Origin of the sequence: Singulisphaera chitinilytica, assembly GCF_049331405.1 — a bacterium.
GTDB lineage: Bacteria > Planctomycetota > Planctomycetia > Isosphaerales > Isosphaeraceae > PoT.
This window is the reverse complement of record NZ_CP186274.1, coordinates 6,399,988-6,415,573: the sequence shown is the minus strand read 5'-3', so window position 1 is coordinate 6,415,573 and position 15,586 is coordinate 6,399,988. Positions and strand designations below refer to the sequence as shown.

The 15,586-nt window shown below is 64.2% G+C and carries 11 protein-coding genes; 6 read left to right on the top strand and 5 right to left on the bottom strand.

Annotated elements, in window-relative coordinates; all coding sequences use genetic code 11:
- Nucleotides 1-158: 158 nt before the first annotated feature.
- The 4 genes from trhA to ACOYYX_RS25390 form a co-directional block, all read right to left on the bottom strand.
- A complete protein-coding gene (trhA, locus tag ACOYYX_RS25405; protein ID WP_422924886.1) occupies nucleotides 159-986 on the bottom strand; it encodes a PAQR family membrane homeostasis protein TrhA in 828 nt (275 codons plus the stop codon).
- Nucleotides 987-1,722: 736 nt separating this feature from the next.
- The gene (locus ACOYYX_RS25400) at nucleotides 1,723-2,685 is read right to left on the bottom strand and encodes a prolyl oligopeptidase family serine peptidase (RefSeq protein ID WP_422924884.1); all 963 of its coding nucleotides are present in this window, start codon (nucleotides 2,683-2,685) and stop codon (nucleotides 1,723-1,725) included.
- 70 nt (nucleotides 2,686-2,755) lie between these two features.
- Complete coding sequence (locus ACOYYX_RS25395; protein WP_422931663.1) at nucleotides 2,756-3,811, bottom strand: sialidase family protein; 1,056 nt, start codon at nucleotides 3,809-3,811, stop codon at nucleotides 2,756-2,758.
- Between the two features lie 212 nt (nucleotides 3,812-4,023).
- Nucleotides 4,024-4,872 (bottom strand): DUF2934 domain-containing protein, encoded by an 849-nt coding sequence (locus tag ACOYYX_RS25390; RefSeq protein WP_422924882.1) that lies wholly within the window; start codon nucleotides 4,870-4,872, stop codon nucleotides 4,024-4,026.
- Between the two features lie 257 nt (nucleotides 4,873-5,129).
- On the opposite strand from ACOYYX_RS25390, the gene ACOYYX_RS25385 reads away from it, so the two are divergent.
- Together ACOYYX_RS25385 and ACOYYX_RS25380 are read left to right on the top strand one after the other, a co-directional pair.
- Complete coding sequence (locus ACOYYX_RS25385) at nucleotides 5,130-5,948, top strand: class I SAM-dependent methyltransferase (RefSeq protein ID WP_422924881.1); 819 nt, start codon at nucleotides 5,130-5,132, stop codon at nucleotides 5,946-5,948.
- Between the two features lie 81 nt (nucleotides 5,949-6,029).
- Nucleotides 6,030-7,607, top strand: a complete 1,578-nt coding sequence (locus ACOYYX_RS25380) for a polysaccharide biosynthesis C-terminal domain-containing protein (protein ID WP_422924879.1) — start codon at nucleotides 6,030-6,032, stop codon at nucleotides 7,605-7,607.
- Between the two features lie 12 nt (nucleotides 7,608-7,619).
- Here ACOYYX_RS25380 and ACOYYX_RS25375 read toward each other — a convergent pair whose 3' ends face one another.
- Nucleotides 7,620-8,390: an AMP nucleosidase gene (locus ACOYYX_RS25375; RefSeq protein WP_422924877.1), complete on the bottom strand. Its 771-nt coding sequence runs from the start codon at nucleotides 8,388-8,390 to the stop codon at nucleotides 7,620-7,622.
- 851 nt (nucleotides 8,391-9,241) lie between these two features.
- On the opposite strand from ACOYYX_RS25375, the gene ACOYYX_RS25370 reads away from it, so the two are divergent.
- From ACOYYX_RS25370 to ACOYYX_RS25355, 4 genes are all read left to right on the top strand, one after another.
- Nucleotides 9,242-9,832 (top strand): DUF4126 domain-containing protein, encoded by a 591-nt coding sequence (locus tag ACOYYX_RS25370; protein WP_422924875.1) that lies wholly within the window; start codon nucleotides 9,242-9,244, stop codon nucleotides 9,830-9,832.
- A 431-nt stretch (nucleotides 9,833-10,263) separates the two neighbouring features.
- On the top strand, nucleotides 10,264-11,205 hold the full coding sequence (locus tag ACOYYX_RS25365) for a WD40/YVTN/BNR-like repeat-containing protein (protein ID WP_422924873.1): 942 nt from the start codon (nucleotides 10,264-10,266) through the stop codon (nucleotides 11,203-11,205).
- A gap of 116 nt (nucleotides 11,206-11,321) precedes the next feature.
- On the top strand, nucleotides 11,322-11,813 hold the full coding sequence (locus ACOYYX_RS25360) for a hypothetical protein (protein WP_422924871.1): 492 nt from the start codon (nucleotides 11,322-11,324) through the stop codon (nucleotides 11,811-11,813).
- A 585-nt stretch (nucleotides 11,814-12,398) separates the two neighbouring features.
- Nucleotides 12,399-15,581, top strand: coding sequence for a DUF1553 domain-containing protein (locus ACOYYX_RS25355; protein WP_422924869.1), 3,183 nt, complete (start codon nucleotides 12,399-12,401; stop codon nucleotides 15,579-15,581).
- Nucleotides 15,582-15,586: the final 5 nt, after the last annotated feature.

Below are 15,586 nucleotides of genomic sequence, written 5' to 3'. Positions count from 1 at the left end.
GGAGGGGATTCCTTCGCATCGCCGGATCGCTCCCATCGCGATCCCAAAACGTGATCGTTTCAGCAACGAGGAGGACGCCGACGGCCGCCGCAAGGCAACTGTCGGCGTCCTCCTTGATTTGACGTCCGGCTCGTTCGTCCCCGGGCTCACCGGCTCGATCAACCGGCCTGGCCGGGTCGACGCCTGGACCGCAACATGTTGGGGAAGTGGACGTGCGGCCTCTCGACGCCGGATCGGCGCGGCACCTCGATGACGAAGGCGTTCCCCTCCGCCGCCACCAAGGGGCGAGTCGCCGGGGCCTCGGCGGGAGTAGCGGGGACCGCAAGGTCGGGCACGCTCTCGAGATTCGCCACGACCCGGAGGATGAAGGCGAAATGCACCGCACTCGCGGCCATGACCAAGACGTGAAAAAGGTCGTGGGCCCCCACATATCCAGGCCATATGACCGGCCAGTGGAACACATGGAAGACCGCGCCGATGCTGTAGATGAGGCCGCCGATGGGGATCGGGCACAACGTCCATTGGGAGTAATGCCGCGTCAGCTCCAGGTAACAGATCAGCGACCCCCAGCCCATCGCCAGGTAGATCGACGTGGTCAGCCAGTTCGGCAGGGTCATCATGAAGAGCCTGAGGCAGATCCCGAGGGCCGCGACCACCCAAGTCACCACCAGACTCCAGCGCCTCCAGGGGCCATGCAGCATGGCCGCCGCGATCGGCGTGAAGGTGCCGGCAATCAACAAAAATATCCCCACATGATCAAGCAGAAGATAATAAGGGATCTGATCCCTGGTCACGACGACCGCGTGATAGAGCGTACTCGCCAGGGCGCAGAAGGCGAGGCAGGCGGTGTATACGACCATGGAAGCCCAGCGGGCCGGGTTGCCAGCGACCCGTCGGCAGAGGAGCACGGCGGCCGGCACGATCATCAGGAACCAGGCCCCGTGAGTCAGCGCACTGACCGGCTCTCGCAGGTTCAGGAGGTTCATGGATAGCCTCGACCAGGCCGAATCCCGATGCTGACATCCGAAATATCGGCGTCGGCGCTCGGCGCGGATGTTTCGGGGTTTCCCCCGCGGAAATGAGGGGACTTCGATCGCCGGGTACGCAGTCCCCACGCCCGGGCCGTCGCTTGCGGCTCGCAAGTCGCTGCGGGACGATGAGATGATTCGCCCTCCGGGCGGACCCATACCTCGAGAGCGGACCCTCTCTCGACCTGCCGACGTGACGGGGCTGACCCCGGCTTCCCTATCCTTTGTTACGGCGTCCGACGGAATTCGGTTCCTTCGTCATCCGGAAATCGAGCAAATCGTCTCGTCCCCGGGAATCCCCGAAGGCCCTCGCGGGCCACGGACTTATTGCTCGCACTCCGCGCGCCAAGATCTTCCCCAACCTGCGGAGCCTCGATAACCAGGCAAATAGGCCGACTCTCGCCAGAAGGATCCGACCCATCCAAATCTGAAGGCGTAAAAAAAAGCGGTTCCTTTCGCTGCGTCGAGGGCAAAAGGAATCGCGATGTGTTTCGAGGTGAATTCGCTATCGTGAACGTCGGCAGGGCCCGGCACCGCCCTTGAGCGGAACTGGACGGAGCCCGCCTGGCAGCCCTTCAAAACGGCGCCATCGCGACGAACGGGCCGCCGGGACGGCATGATCGCCCCGGCGGCCCGCTCGATTCGCTCGGTGCATCACCAGCCTCGGCGAAGAAGCCGAGGGCAGAGGCTCACGTCATTTCGGGGCGGTTTCCGGGGCCGCCTTCTTGGGCTTCAGGTGGTCGTCGAACCAGTCGGCGAGGGTCGGGATGTCGCCCAGGAGGTTGGGCCAGCCGTGCTGGGCGCCCGCCTTGACGATGAGCTTCTCGTCGACGCCTTCCTTCTTGAGCTTGGCGATGAAGGTCTCGGCCTGCTGGATCGGGACGAGCTTGTCCTCGTCGCCGTGGATGATGAGCGTGGGGGCGTCGTCGGACGTGACATGCTCGATGGGCGAGATCTGCTTGCCGAGCTCGCGGATCTTGGCATCGTCCGTGATGGTGACGAACGACTTGGTCTTCTGGTCGAACTCGTGGAAGTCGAACGGTGCGTGGAAGCCGGCGAGAATGCCCCGGCCGATGGCGTCCTCGCCGGTCTTGCCGTAGTTGAGGAAGTCGGTGGGGGGGAAGAAGCAGGCGACCGCCTGGACCCGACTCGAGACGCGGTCGACGGGGTCTTTCGCATTCGGATCGCCGGGATCGCTGTCGGTCCCGAGCATGCAGGAGAGGTGGCCTCCCGCCGAGCCGCCGGTCACGCCGATGTGGTCGGGGTCGATGTGATACTCCTTCGCGTTCGCGCGGATGTATCGGACCGCCCGCTTCATGTCGGCGATGGCCTCGGGGATCGTGAACTTGGGCTGGCTGCCGTGGACGACGGCGAAGACGGTGTAGCCCCGCTTCAGGTACTCATCGATGAACCCGGGCGTGATCGACTCGTGGGCCGAGAACCAGCCGCCGCTGACAACCCAGATGATCGCCAGCCCGTTCGTCCCGGCCTTCGGCGTGAAGACGTCGAGGGTCAGCGCCGTGCCGAACTTCCGCCCGTAGATCACGTCATGAATGCGGGTGAAGATACGCTCATCCTTCGGCTGATCCTGCGCCAGGGCGGGCGAGACCAGGCCCGAGACCAGGACGGCCCCCAGGAACAATACTTTCGCTTTCATCTGTCGTCTCCCTGCTGACTCACCTGATGCTGAAGGTGCCGAGGCCTCTTCCAGCCCCGGCATTAACCTATCATTCCACTGACTTGATCAAGGCAGGATCGATGACCACGTGCCTGATCCGCTTGCGCTTCCAGGTGTACGTGACGTGCACGAGGCCGTCGGCCGTCTGTATGACGGCGGGGTAGGAGTATTCGCCCGGAACGTTCTCGAGGACCGGCCCCGGGGTCCAGGTCTTGCCGTCCCTGGAGGTCGCGACGTTGAGGGGGGATCGCGCCTTGGGCGTATCGTTGTAGATCAGGATCGACCGGCCGTCCTTGAGGGTGAGGGCGTCGATGCCGCTGTCCGGGTTCGGCAGCTTGGTGGGCTCGGGCGGGGTCCAGGTGACCCCCTGGTCGCTGGACCAGGCTTCGTAGATCCGGCCTTGCTCGCTCCGGCAGAGGAGCTGGATGCGGCCGTCGGGGTAGGTGAGGAACGTCGGCTGGATCAGGCCCGAGGTTTTGCCGTCATTCAGCGAGGCCGTGCGGGTCCAGGTGGCCCCGGCGTCCTGGCTGCGCTCGACGTGGATCTGGAAGCCCGCGTGCTCGGTGCTCGAGGGGCTGAGCAGGGTCCCGTCGCGGAGGAAGATCGGCTTGTTCTTGATCGGCCCGAGGATCCCTTCGGGGAGGCGTTCGGGCGTGCCCCAGGTCTTGCCGCCGTCGGTGGAGGTGGTCCGCATCCCCCACCAGACCGGGACCGTCTTCCCGACCTTGTAGTAGAGCACGAGGCGGCCGTCGGGCATCGGCACGAGCACGGGATTCCAGCAGGGGAATTGCTTGCCGTCCGCCTGCTTGCCGTTGACGACCTCGACCGGCTGCGACCACCCTTCGGGCCCGAGGCGAGACACCCAGATGCCGACGTCCGGCTTGCCTTCATCCGTGCCGCCGAAATAGGCCGCCACGAGGCCTCCGTGCGACTCGGCGATGGTGGAGGCGTGGCAGGAGGGGAATGACGCCTTCTCGTAGAGGAACTCGGACTTGATGACGCCCGGGGACTTCGCCTCCTCGCCGGAAGCCGCCAGCGTCGCGCGTGCGGAGAAGATGGCCAGGCCGATCGCCAGGGCCCAGTACAGCCTCGGATACTCCAACATCGGCATCGGCCGTCTCCCTCGGGGGCTCGAATTCCGACGACCGCACGGTTCCGCGTGGGAATCGCGGTCAGCCTCGACTACGTGGGGAGGCCTTTCGGGCCTCGCATCTTTTCGATGCCCTACCTTGGTACCACGACGGCGAGTTGAAGTCGATCGGCGGGATTCGCCCTCACAAGGGATTCGCGGGATTCGGAGGCGACCACATGCGAAATCTAGCGGGAGAACGCGACGGGGCGTGCACCCGCCAGCGCGATGGGCAATGACACCCGCGCGACCATGCCTTCCATCCGATCCGGACCCAGCGGCGAGCTGACCGTGGGCACCGAGATCTCCATGCCGTCGAGCTCCTCGTCCTGGTCGTTCAGGGGCAAGGCCACCTGCGCGACGAGGTGCCCCGTGCCGAGGAAGAAGAAGATCGCGGGCATGGGGGCGTCGGCATCGGTCCGCCTGGCGAGCGCCACCCAGGGCTGCGAGATCGGCTGGTTCAGGACGTGGAAGAACCCGTGGGCCTCGGTGAAGAGGTTCGAGTCGAAGTCATGGTCGGAGTTACTGACCCACTCGATCGCCCCCTCGAATCCCTGGAGCTCCCGCCGGGGCAGGATCGAGAGGCCGAGCTTGGTGAGGCCCTTGAGCGCCGCGATGGGGACGGGCAGGCGCGAACGCTCGCGAGCCCCCGCCGACGAGCCCGCGCGGAAACGGGAGAGGAAGGCCTGGAGTTCCCCCTCGACCTCCTCGGCGAAGAGGCCCTGGCATTCCTCGCACTCTTCGGTCGTGAAGAGGGAGGTGTTCCCGAGGAACTGGGGCAGGGCGAGGGCATCATTACGAAACGAGACGCCGGGCGCAGTCCGCTCGCAGAAGCGGCAGACCGGGCGGGCCTTGTTGCCGATCAGGCGTTTCTCGCCGTCGGCGATCGGATAATAGGCGAAGACTTCGTAATTCAGGCTGAACAGGAGATCCTGTTCGGCAGCAAGCCAATCTTCCGTGTGCTGGCCATGCTGATAAGACCGCCGCTCCCAGCGTAGATACGCCGCGCGCTGGATCTGGTCGAAGGAGGGGACCACTTTGATTTCCTTCCGAGAGGATCGTCGAGGATCGCGCCTTCCCTGGGGAGAAGCCTCCGAGCTTCCCGGCAGATTCTAACCGTTGTGGCAATCGAGGCACAGATCGGCCGGCGACGACGCTCGGCGAGGATTCTCCGAGGGCTCCCATTGTCGCAGGGTGTTATTCTACTTTATGATGCGCCCGCCGAAGGGCCTCGTTCCCGTGGCATATCTCGACGCGGGTTGCCACGAATCGTCACGCTCCTGGCTGATTTCGCATGCACGACGACGCCTCGGCGATGGACTACACGGGCGAACGGATGGTCCCCGAGCGGGCGAGCGCCCGGACCTTCTGGGAGCATGTCGGCCGCTATCGCTTCGCCAGGGACTATGCCAAAGGCCGGCGCGTCCTCGACATCGCCTGCGGCGAAGGCTACGGGGCCGCAGCCCTCGCGCAGGCCGGTGCCTCCTCCGTCATCGGGGTCGACATCGCGGAAGAGGCTTGCCTGCACGCGCACCGCAAGTACGGGATCGACGCCAGGCAGGGCAACGCCGAGGCCATCCCGCTCCCCGACGCGTCGGTCGACCTCATCGTCTCGTTCGAGACGCTCGAGCACCTCAACGACCCGCCCGCGTTCCTCGCCGAGTGCGTCCGGATCCTCGCCACGGGGGGCCGGCTCATCGTCTCCACGCCCAACCGCCCGGTCTATAGCGACCAGGGGAAGCACAACCCCTTCCACGAGAACGAGCTGGACGAGGCCGAATTCGTCGTCCTGCTCTCGAAATACTTCGAGACGATCGAGCTCTTCACGCAGTTCCCCAAATCGGCCGGTTGGTGGAGCCTAAGGTCGATCGCGGCCGAGCAATCGGCCTGGCTCCGGATCAAGGGGTTCTGGCGATTATCGACGTGGTTCTGTCCGGCGAAGCGCAGCGAGCTCTCGAAGGAGGCGCGCGACTCGGCCGGGGCGAGCATCCTCGCGGCGGAATCCCCCTCGGCCAGGCTCTTCGACCCTTATCGGGTCCGCCGCCGATCGGTCTGGGGGGGCGAGAAGCCGTATTATCTGATCGCCGTCGCCGAAGGAATTCGACGCGCCTGACGACGGTCGGTCGCGGATATCATCTCGCGAAACAAGTCCAGGAGTCGCCGTGCCTCCGCCCCGCAAGAGATCCGAGCCGACATGACAGTTCCAGCGTCCCCGCCTTCTCAATCCGCTCCTCCGCCGGTCCTGCGGAAGCTCCTGCACGGCACGTTCTGGCTCGCGCTCAAGACCCCGCTGCTGATCGTCACCTCGTTCTGGAGTATCCCGCTCGTCCAGAACTCGATCGGGCTCCCGGCCAACGACGCCTTCGTCTTCGCGTCGGGGTTCGGGTTCGTCCAGCTCCTGCTCGAGTTCGGCATGAACTCCGCCCTCCAGCGCGAGATGACCGCGGCCTGGACCCGCAACGATCGCGACCGCGTCAACCGGCTGATCGCCTGCGGGACGACCTTCTACATGGCCGTGACGATGGTCCAGGTGGCGATCCTGCTCTCGGTCGCTTACTTCGGGCTGCCGCTCAAGTTCCAGGGGGAGCCTCGCAGGATCATCGTGGGCTTGCTCTGGGTCCAGGCGCTATCCGCCCCGATGTACGGCCTGATCACGGTCACGTCGAGCGTGCTCCAGGCCGCCAGGCGCTATGAGTACCTCCCCAGGCTCGAGCTCCTCTTCCTCGCGCTCCGGTTCCTCATCCTGCTGGTCGGGCTGAGGCTGGGCGTCGACTTCGTCTGGATCATCGCCACGCACGCCATAGTCCAGGTCGCGCTGACCCTCGGGCCCAGCTTGCGGGTGATGACCCGGGAGCTCGGCTACAGGCCCCATTTCGGCGGGGCGACCTCGGCCGAGTTCGGCGCCCTGTTCCATGTCGGCTTCTACATGTTCCTGATGCAGTTGAGCGTCGTCTTCGCCGACAAGCTCGACACGACGATCCTCGGCTACGCGCTCCCGGACGCGGATACCGGTCCGTCGCTGACGATCTACCAGAACATCAGCAAGCCCTTCATCCAGATCCGCCAGCTCGGCTGGACCCTGGCCTATCTCGTGCTACCGGCCGTCGCGAGCCTCGAGGCCGCGGGGGACCTCAAGGGCCTCGACCGGGTGAAGTACGACGCCCCTCGGCTCCTGATCGGGCTCCTGCTGCCGATCACGCTGCTGGCGGGGATCTTCGCCAGGCCTTTCCTCGAGCTATGGGTCGGCCCTCGCTATGCCCCGTACGCCCCCTGGCTCCGGCTCTTCCTCATCGCGACCTTGCCGCTGGCGCTTTCGGTGCATTCCCAGATGGCGCTCGGCGTGGGCAAAATGCGAGTGGTGTCGATCTCGCCGCTGATCGGCTCGCTCGTCAACTTCCCGCTGAGCTACTACCTGACGCTCCGGCTCGGGGTGGTCGGGGTGATCTGGGGCACGGTGTCGACGACCCTCATCTCCAACCTCCTGATCCCGGGGATCTACCTCTTCCGCACGCTCGACATCCGCGTCTCGACCTACCTCAGGCGCACACTACTCCCCCCGTTGATGGGCATGGCGCTCCTGTTCGCGACGACCGGGCTCGGCTCGCTCTTGATCCCTTCCCCCAGTTCGTCGGCGTCGAAGGTCGAGCGGTTGATCCTCCTCGTGGCGGGCGTCGGCGTCGGTCTGGCCGGCTATCTCGGCGGCTACCTCGCGACGCCCGCGGGTCGAAAGGACGTGACGACGTTCGTGAAGAAGCGGGCCTCGCGGCGGTAAGAGTCGTTCAGGTCACTCGAGGCGGAGATGCTCCACCGACTCGCCCGAGTCGCGCAGTTCGATCAGGGAATCGACGCCGATCTCGAGGTGCGTCTTGACGTATTTCTCGGTCACGCCGATGTCACTGCGGGAGGTCTTGACCCCTTCCGGCACCATCGGGTTATCCGAGACGAGGAGCAGGGCCCCCTTGGGGATGCGGTTGACGAAGCCGACGACGAAGATCGTGGCCGTCTCCATATCGATGGCCGAGGCGCGGCTGGTACGGAGGTATTCCTTGAACTTGTCGTCGTGCTCCCAGACGCGGCGATTGGTGGTATAGACCGTGCCGCTCCAGTAGTCGTGGCCGTGCTTGACGAGCATCGCCGAGACGGACTTCTGGAGCCGGAACGAGGGCAGGGCGGGGATCTCGGGGGGCAGGTAGTCGTTGCTCGTCCCCTCGCCCCGGATGGCCGCGATCGGCATGATGAAGTCGCCGACCTTGGCCTTCTTCAAGCCGCCGCACTTGCCGAGGAAGAGCACCCCCAGCGGCGAAATGGCCGAGAGAAGGTCCATGACCGTCGCCGCCATGGCGCTCCCCATCCCGAAGTTCATGATGGTGATGTCCCTGGCGGTCGCCGTCTGCATCGGCCGGTCACGCCCCAGGATCTCGACCCCGAATCGCTCCGCGAACAGCTCGACGTAGTGGGAGAAGTTGCTCAGCAGGATGTAACGCCCGAAGGAATCCAGCGGGCGCCCGGTGTATCGAGGCAACCAATCCTTCACGATCTCGTCTTTCGTCGTCATCAGTACCACTCCCGCGTCCGCTCGCACGCGGACTCCTTCTTCATTCGATTGGTTTAGGTTCGATTCTATCCCAAACGAGCCGGGAATGTCTCCGAAGCGACAGGCCACCCCATCCTTTTTGCCCGAACGCATCCTGCGGACCCCGAACGCTCGCAAGCCATAGCACACAACCCACAATTCAATTTCAAATCCAATTCATTAAAAGATTGATCATTTCTACTTTCGTGATCCACACGACGCCTGATCCTCTATATAGCTCAAGGTTCGTTCACGGTTATGCCGCTCAGCACCTCTTGCTGTGAGCCCGTCCAGTTCTGATTGGACTTGCCATTTGACGATCACGATTCGCCTCCAACTTAGACGACATTCCCACCCTCATTCGGCCGCACTTGCCCATTTTATACAATTGTCCTCGATCTGATGTGCAGGCGCGACTCAAGAATTCCCAGGGCAATTCTCTATGCGTGCAACACGCAGTCTTTCTCCACGAACTCGAGCGGGCTGAACATCGCAGGTTATTCCGATTTCACGACTTAGGCTTCTGCGAGCGAAATCAAAGGCTGCTACAACAGTGTGCAACAAGCATCGTGGAGTTATCTCCGCTTACGGCTGGCACAACCTCATTGGAAGAAAATAGAAAAGAGCATTCAGAGATCAGTTCTTTGAGGTCCATGGAACACAAAACCCCTGACAAAAGGGGCTGGAGCCAACTCAGGGCAAACTCAACCATTTGCATGGTTTGGGTTTCTTTCAATCAATACGAAGTGGACGGGAATCAAGACCATGGTTAGTCTTGAGTTTTGAAAGTTTGACATACGCATGAAGCTTGACGCCAAACCCATAGAGATGTCATGGAAACGATCATCGGCCTTTCGATGGGGATCGGCCTCAGCGCCGCCAGCGGGTTCCGCGTGTTTGTGCCGTTGCTGATCATGAGCTTGGGGATGCACCTCGGCTACATCAGCCCGCATGAGAGCTTCCGGTGGGTGGGCTCGACGCCAGCCTTGGTCGTGCTCTCGGTCGCGACCGCGGTCGAGTTCCTGGGCTACTTGATCCCGATGGTCGACCACGCGCTCGACGCGATGGCCCTTCCGGCCTCGGCGGTTGCGGGGACCGTCCTCACGGCCGGGGCGATCGCCGAACTCGATCCCTTCGCCCGGTACACGCTCGCCATCATCGCGGGAGGCGGGACCGCGGCGGCCATGAGGTCTTCGTTGGCGCTTGGCCGAGGGGCCAGCACCGCAACGACCGGAGGTCTGGCCAACCCGGTCCTGTCCGTCTTCGAGTTCTTCGCCTCGATCTTCGTCACCATCTTCGCCGTGTTGCTCCCCGTCTTCGCCGTGGTCTGCCTGTTCTTCGTGATGCTGATCATCCTGCGTTGGGCCTATCGCAGGGCGACGAGATCCCGGTATGAAGCCTCGATCCGGTTCGAGGAAGAGTAGCCTGCCGGCGATCGGAGCCGAGCCCGGAGAAACCGGCGCGATCCGGCCTATCACGACGATGAGGCAATCCGAACATCATCGCTCATGATATTTCCATCATGATGATCCCCCCGCTGAATACGACACACATTTAAAAACACATATCTCATTAACATCACACCAACCTCTCGCCATCCTGCCGATTTACCAGTGATCCTGTGGAGTCACTGACGGATGCCTCCTTGCTCTACGGTGGCATTTCGTCGAGGATCGTCGGCATCCTGCATCCCGAGTCCGCTCCGAGGTTGATTATGCTCCAGTTCCAATACACCTCGCGTTGGTCCGCGTGCCTCCTGGCTATCGCATGTGTTGTGAGCACAACGAGTTCCGGGGCCGAGCCTCCCTGGTCGCTCCAATCCAGCGGGACGACGAGCCGACTCCGAGGTTTGTGCATGGTCGGGCCGTCGGTGGCCTGGGCGAGCGGGGCGGACGGGACGTGCCTCAGGACCGTCGATGGAGGGGACCACTGGGAGCGGCTGCAAGTCCCCGACGGGTCCAGGCTCGACTTCCGTGATGTTCATGCTTTCACGGCGGATCATGCTTGCCTGCTCTCCATCGGCCCCGGCGAACAGTCGAGGATCTACGCGACAACGGACGGCGGCCGGTCGTGGGTTGCGTCCTTCATCAACCGGGATCCCCGCGGTTTCCTCGACGCCATCGCCTTCTGGGATGACCGGCACGGTATCGCCATGGGCGACCCCGTCGATGGCCGGTTCATGATCCTCAGGACCGACGACGCCGGGAAGAGTTGGGCTCCGATCGCGCCTGAGGGGATGCCCCTGGCACTGGCGAAGGAAGGGGCCTTCGCGGCGAGCGGGACGTGCCTCGCGGTGCAGGGGGATCGCAACGCCTGGTTCGGCACCGGCGGGGCTGCCACGTCTCGCGTCTTCCGCTCGGTCGATGGAGGGCGGACATGGACCGTCCATGAAACACCACTGCCGGCCAATTCTCCATCGAAAGGGATCTTCTCGCTCGCCTTTCGCGACGCCGACCATGGAATTGCCGTGGGGGGCGACTATCGTAATGCTGTACAACCGGCCCCCAATTTGATTAAGACGATCGATGGCGGGCGGACGTGGAGTTTGATCGCGAAGGAACCTGGGCTTAGCTTTCGCTCCGCGATCGTGTCGCTGCCGGGCGCGGGCCCCTTCGCGTGGGTTACAGTCGGGCCAGAGGGAGGGGAGGTCTCTCGGGACGATGGGGAGACCTGGATTCCGCTGAATTTACGCGGTTTTCACGCGGCGGACTTCCGAAGCTCACATTCGTTAGGATGGGCGGTCGGAGAGGGAGGCACCATCGCTCGTTTTAATCTCAACGAAATGACACGACCATAAATAAACTTACGGCAGATTCTGATATTTTGAGGGAGACTTCGGTGTAATTATCCGCGTGAGCTATGCTACACTCGTCGCTCTCGTCGGCCTGTCATGAAACCTGTGGAGAGGAATCCATGGTCGCGGCAACAAATAACGGCACCAACAAGACAGCCTTCGTCGTCGACGTGCTGCAGAAGAACCCCAAGGCCAACCCCGTCTTCGTCAATCAGGCCTGGAAGGATGCGGGGCACGAGGGCTCCATCAGCGGGACCCTCGTCCACAAGATTCGCGCCGAGCTCGGCCTCGCGGGGAACCTCCGCTCTCGGACGAAGGGCACCTCCGGAGAGAAGAAGTCGAAGTCAACCAGGTCTTCCGCCTCCGCAACCAAGGAAGCCTCGACGGCCGCGCCCGCGGCCTCCAAGTCCTTGGCGTCTTCGAATGGCGTCCACACCAACCACTCGAAGGTGAAGCCGTCGCGGACGTCCGAGCGAGATCGAATCCTGATGAAGGCCGAGGGCGAGATCGACCGCATCATCTTCTCCCTGATCCAGGTCGGCGGGCTCGTCGAGATCGAAGACGCCCTGCGTCGCGTCCGACGGATGATCGGCCGCACCCTGGAAGTCTGACGTCATGCCACGCGACCTCTCCCCTTGCCTCGGGCCACACACCGGTGACCACCCCCTTCGGTGATAGGGCTCGAGCCCGACTCTCGAGGCAAGTCCCAATCGCCCCGCCTCCACCCCGCCCAACCAGACTCGAACCACGAGACTCCACAACACGCTCGCTGGCATAACTCCACACCCCGCGACCTCGCCCATCAGAGACTTACACTGCTTCGCCCCACCCTACGTCCTCCACCCGCTTGATCCATGAGGTTCTCCCCTTCGAGAGATATAATCCTCCGGATCCGCGGCGATATCAGCATTAGAAAATCAGCACTATAACATAGTACCACTTTTAAAGTGGTCCACCCTTTCTCTGTCATAGACGGAGACAGACCATAGCGGTCGAGCATTCGCGTAATTCCCTCGACTTCAATCGGGCCCGTCGACGCGTCCTCGAGTCCTTCGGGGACGCGAAACCCACGACGGCAGTAGTCCTCATTCGAAGGATGTTTCCCTGTTGTGGAGAAGTCCCACTTGCGACGATAATAAGGGGCGAAGCTCCTCCCCGATCGTGCCCCCGCCCTCGTGAATCTTCCGAAGGAAGTCATGCGAACGGAACTCTCAATCGATCGCCGTCGATGGATCGCCCTATTCCTGGCGACTTTCGCCTGGCTTGCAGCCGTAACTCCTTCCAGAGCTGAGGATTCAGGCTCCGTCGACTTCAGCCGAGACGTGCTGCCCATCCTCTCCGACAACTGCTTCCTCTGCCACGGTCCCGACCCCAAGACGCGCCAGGCCGACCTCCGGCTCGACGTCAGGGAAGGGGCCTTGCGCACTCAGGACGCGGTCATCTTGCCGGGCAAGAGCGGGGAGAGCGAGTTCATCCACCGCATCATCAGCAAAGACCCGGAAGAGGTCATGCCTCCTCCGAAGTCCGGACATACTTTGACCATCCAGCAGGTCGAGGCCCTCAAGCGCTGGGTCGACCAGGGGGCGAAGTGGGGCAAGCACTGGGCCCTGGAAACACCCCGGGCCGCCGAGCCCCCCAAGGTCAAGGACGCGGCCTGGCCGAGGAACCCCATCGATCAGTTCGTGCTGCACAAGCTCGAGGCCGAGAACCTCCGGCCGACGCCCGAGGCCGACAAGGTCACGTTGATTCGCCGCGTCTCGCTCGACCTGACCGGCCTGCCGCCGACCCCCAAGGAGGTCGACGCCTTCCTCGCCGACACGAGGGCCGACGCCTACGACCGGCTCGTCGATCGGCTGCTCGAATCGAGCCGCTATGGCGAGCGCCAGGCGATGGAATGGCTCGACCAGGCGAGGTTCGCCGACACCAACGGGTATCAGAATGACTTCGCGAGGTCGATGTGGCCCTGGCGTGACTGGGTCATCAACGCGTTCAACAGCAATCAGCGCTTCGACCAGTTCGCGATCGAGCAACTCGCCGGCGACCTCCTGCCCAACGCGACCCGGGCCCAGAGGATCGCGACCGGCTTCAACCGCAACAACCGGACCGTGACCGAGGCCGGCTCGATCGAGGAAGAGTGGCGGATCGAGAACGCCGTCGACCGGGTCGAGACCACGGCGACGGTCTTCATGGGCCTCACCCTGGGGTGTGCCCGCTGCCACGACCACAAGTACGACCCGGTCACGCAGAAAGAGTTCTATCAGTTCCTCGGCTTCTTCAACAGTGTCAACGAGAAGGGGGTCTACACAGAGACCCGCGGGAACGTCCCGCCCATGCTCCAGGTCCCCAGCGCCGAGGAAGAGGCTCGCCTGGCTCAACTCGCGTCGGCGATCACCGCCGCGGAGCAGTTGGTCAAGCAGCACGAGGCCGGGATGGCCGCCCGCCTGGCTCGCTGGATCTATGAGCAACGCGTCGCGCCGAACTCCCCCGACCCGAAGGACTGGGCCCTGCGGATTCCCCTCGACGGCTCGCTCCAGGCCCTCTCGTCTGTCGGCAATCCGGCCGACCCCTCGTTTGCGGGAGCCGGCCAGCCGAACTGGGTCGAAGGACCTGCCGGCAAGGGCGTGAAGTTCGACGGCCAGCCAACCTCGTTCGTCGACGCGGGCCAGGTTGTGGACCTCGAGCGGACGAGCCGCTTCTCGTACGGCGCCTGGGTGAAGCCCGTCGGCGACGGGACCATCCTGAGCAAGATGGATGAGGCGGGGGGTTATCGAGGGATCGACGTGATGGTCGGCGACGCGAAGCTCGCCGTCCACCTCGTCAACGCCTGGCCGCAGAACGCCATCAAGGTCACGACCGAGACGCCGCTCCCGAGGGATGCCTGGTCGCACGTCCTCGTCACGTACGACGGCTCGAGCAAGGCCGCGGGCGTGGTCGTCTACGTCAACGGCGTGCCCGCCAAGCTCGCGGTCGAGGCCGATACCCTCAAGGATACGATCGTCACCGCGCAGCCGCTCCGGCTCGGCAAGAGGTCGGCGAGCTCTCCCTTCAACGGCGAGATCGCCGACGTGCGGATCTACCGACGCACGCTGAGCCGGGAGGAAGTCCTGACCCTGATCGATGCCCCGGCCTATCAGCTCGCCCGGACACCGGCCAATGAGCGGACCCCGACGCAACAGGCTCGGCTGGCGAAGTTCGCCAGAGAGCGGCTCTCGCCCGAGTTGGTGGCCGCCGACGCCGCCCTGGCCAAGGTCCGGCAGGAGCGGACCGCGCTCGAAGGCCAGGTGGCCACCGTCATGGTGATGGAAGACCAGCCCCAGCCTCGCGACACGTTCCTGCTCAAGCGTGGCCGGTACGAGATGCCGGACACGACCGAGAAGCTCCAGCCGGGGGTGCCCGACTGCCTGCCGCCGCTCCCCTCCGACGCCCGCCGCGACCGGCTCGCGCTGGCCCGCTGGCTCGTCGCGCCCGAGAACCCGCTGACGTCCCGCGTGACGGTCAACCGCTTCTGGCAGCAGCACTTCGGCAACGGCCTGGTGAAGACGGCCGAGAACTTCGGGCTCCAGAGCGAGCCGCCGTCGCACCGCGAGTTGCTCGACTGGCTCTCCATCCAGTTCATCCGCAGCGGCTGGGACGTGAAGGCCCTGCATCGACTGATCGTGACGAGCGCGACGTATCGCCAGGGGTCGCAGGCCAGCGCCGAGCTGACCCAGCGCGACCCCGAGAATCGACTCCTGGCCCACGGGCCTCGGTTCCGGCTCCCGGCCGAGGTCGTCCGCGACAACGCCCTGGCGATCGGCGACCTGCTGACCGAGAAGCTCGGCGGCCCCTCGATCAAGCCCTATCAGCCTGCGGGACTCTGGGAAGAGCTGGCGGGAGGCGCGGGGGAAGCCCCTTATGTGCAGGACAAGGGGCCGAACCTCTATCGCCGAAGCCTCTACATCTATCGCAAGCGGACGGTCCCGCACCCCACGATGTCGACGTTCGACGCGCCGAGCCGCGAGGTCTGCCAGGTCAAGCGGCCCCGGACCAACACGCCGCTCCAGGCGCTCGAGCTGCTCAACGACGTGACTTACGTCGAGGCGGCGCGGCAGCTCGCCCGGCTCATGCTGACGGAGGGGGGCCAAACCATCGACGACCGGATTGCGTATGCATTCCGACGGGCGATCTCCCGGCCCCCGACGGCGCGCGAGCTCGAGGTCCTCAAGCGAGGCTTCGAGCGCTACCGGAAAACCTACGAGACCGACGCGGACGCGGCGGCGAAGTTCGTCGGCCACGGCGACAGCCCCTTGATACCGGGGATCGATGCCAAGGACCTCGCGGCCTATTCCGCCACCGCCAGCGTCATCCTCAACCTCGACGAAACCATCACACTGGAGTGACGACC

Bases quoted from the DNA above. Each gene is read 5' to 3' on its own strand.
- ACOYYX_RS25400 (WP_422924884.1), bottom strand. From the start codon at position 2,685: ATGAAAGCGAAAGTATTGTTCCTGGGGGCCGTCCTGGTCTCGGGCCTG.
- ACOYYX_RS25395 (WP_422931663.1), bottom strand. From the start codon at position 3,811: ATGTTGGAGTATCCGAGGCTGTACTGGGCCCTGGCGATCGGCCTGGCC.
- ACOYYX_RS25360 (WP_422924871.1), top strand. From the start codon at position 11,322: ATGGTCGCGGCAACAAATAACGGCACCAACAAGACAGCCTTCGTCGTC.
- ACOYYX_RS25355 (WP_422924869.1), top strand. From the start codon at position 12,399: ATGCGAACGGAACTCTCAATCGATCGCCGTCGATGGATCGCCCTATTC.
- ACOYYX_RS25385 (WP_422924881.1), top strand. From the start codon at position 5,130: ATGCACGACGACGCCTCGGCGATGGACTACACGGGCGAACGGATGGTC.
- ACOYYX_RS25380 (WP_422924879.1), top strand. From the start codon at position 6,030: ATGACAGTTCCAGCGTCCCCGCCTTCTCAATCCGCTCCTCCGCCGGTC.
- ACOYYX_RS25365 (WP_422924873.1), top strand. From the start codon at position 10,264: ATGGTCGGGCCGTCGGTGGCCTGGGCGAGCGGGGCGGACGGGACGTGC.
- trhA (WP_422924886.1), bottom strand. From the start codon at position 986: ATGAACCTCCTGAACCTGCGAGAGCCGGTCAGTGCGCTGACTCACGGG.
- ACOYYX_RS25375 (WP_422924877.1), bottom strand. From the start codon at position 8,390: ATGACGACGAAAGACGAGATCGTGAAGGATTGGTTGCCTCGATACACC.
- ACOYYX_RS25370 (WP_422924875.1), top strand. From the start codon at position 9,242: ATGGAAACGATCATCGGCCTTTCGATGGGGATCGGCCTCAGCGCCGCC.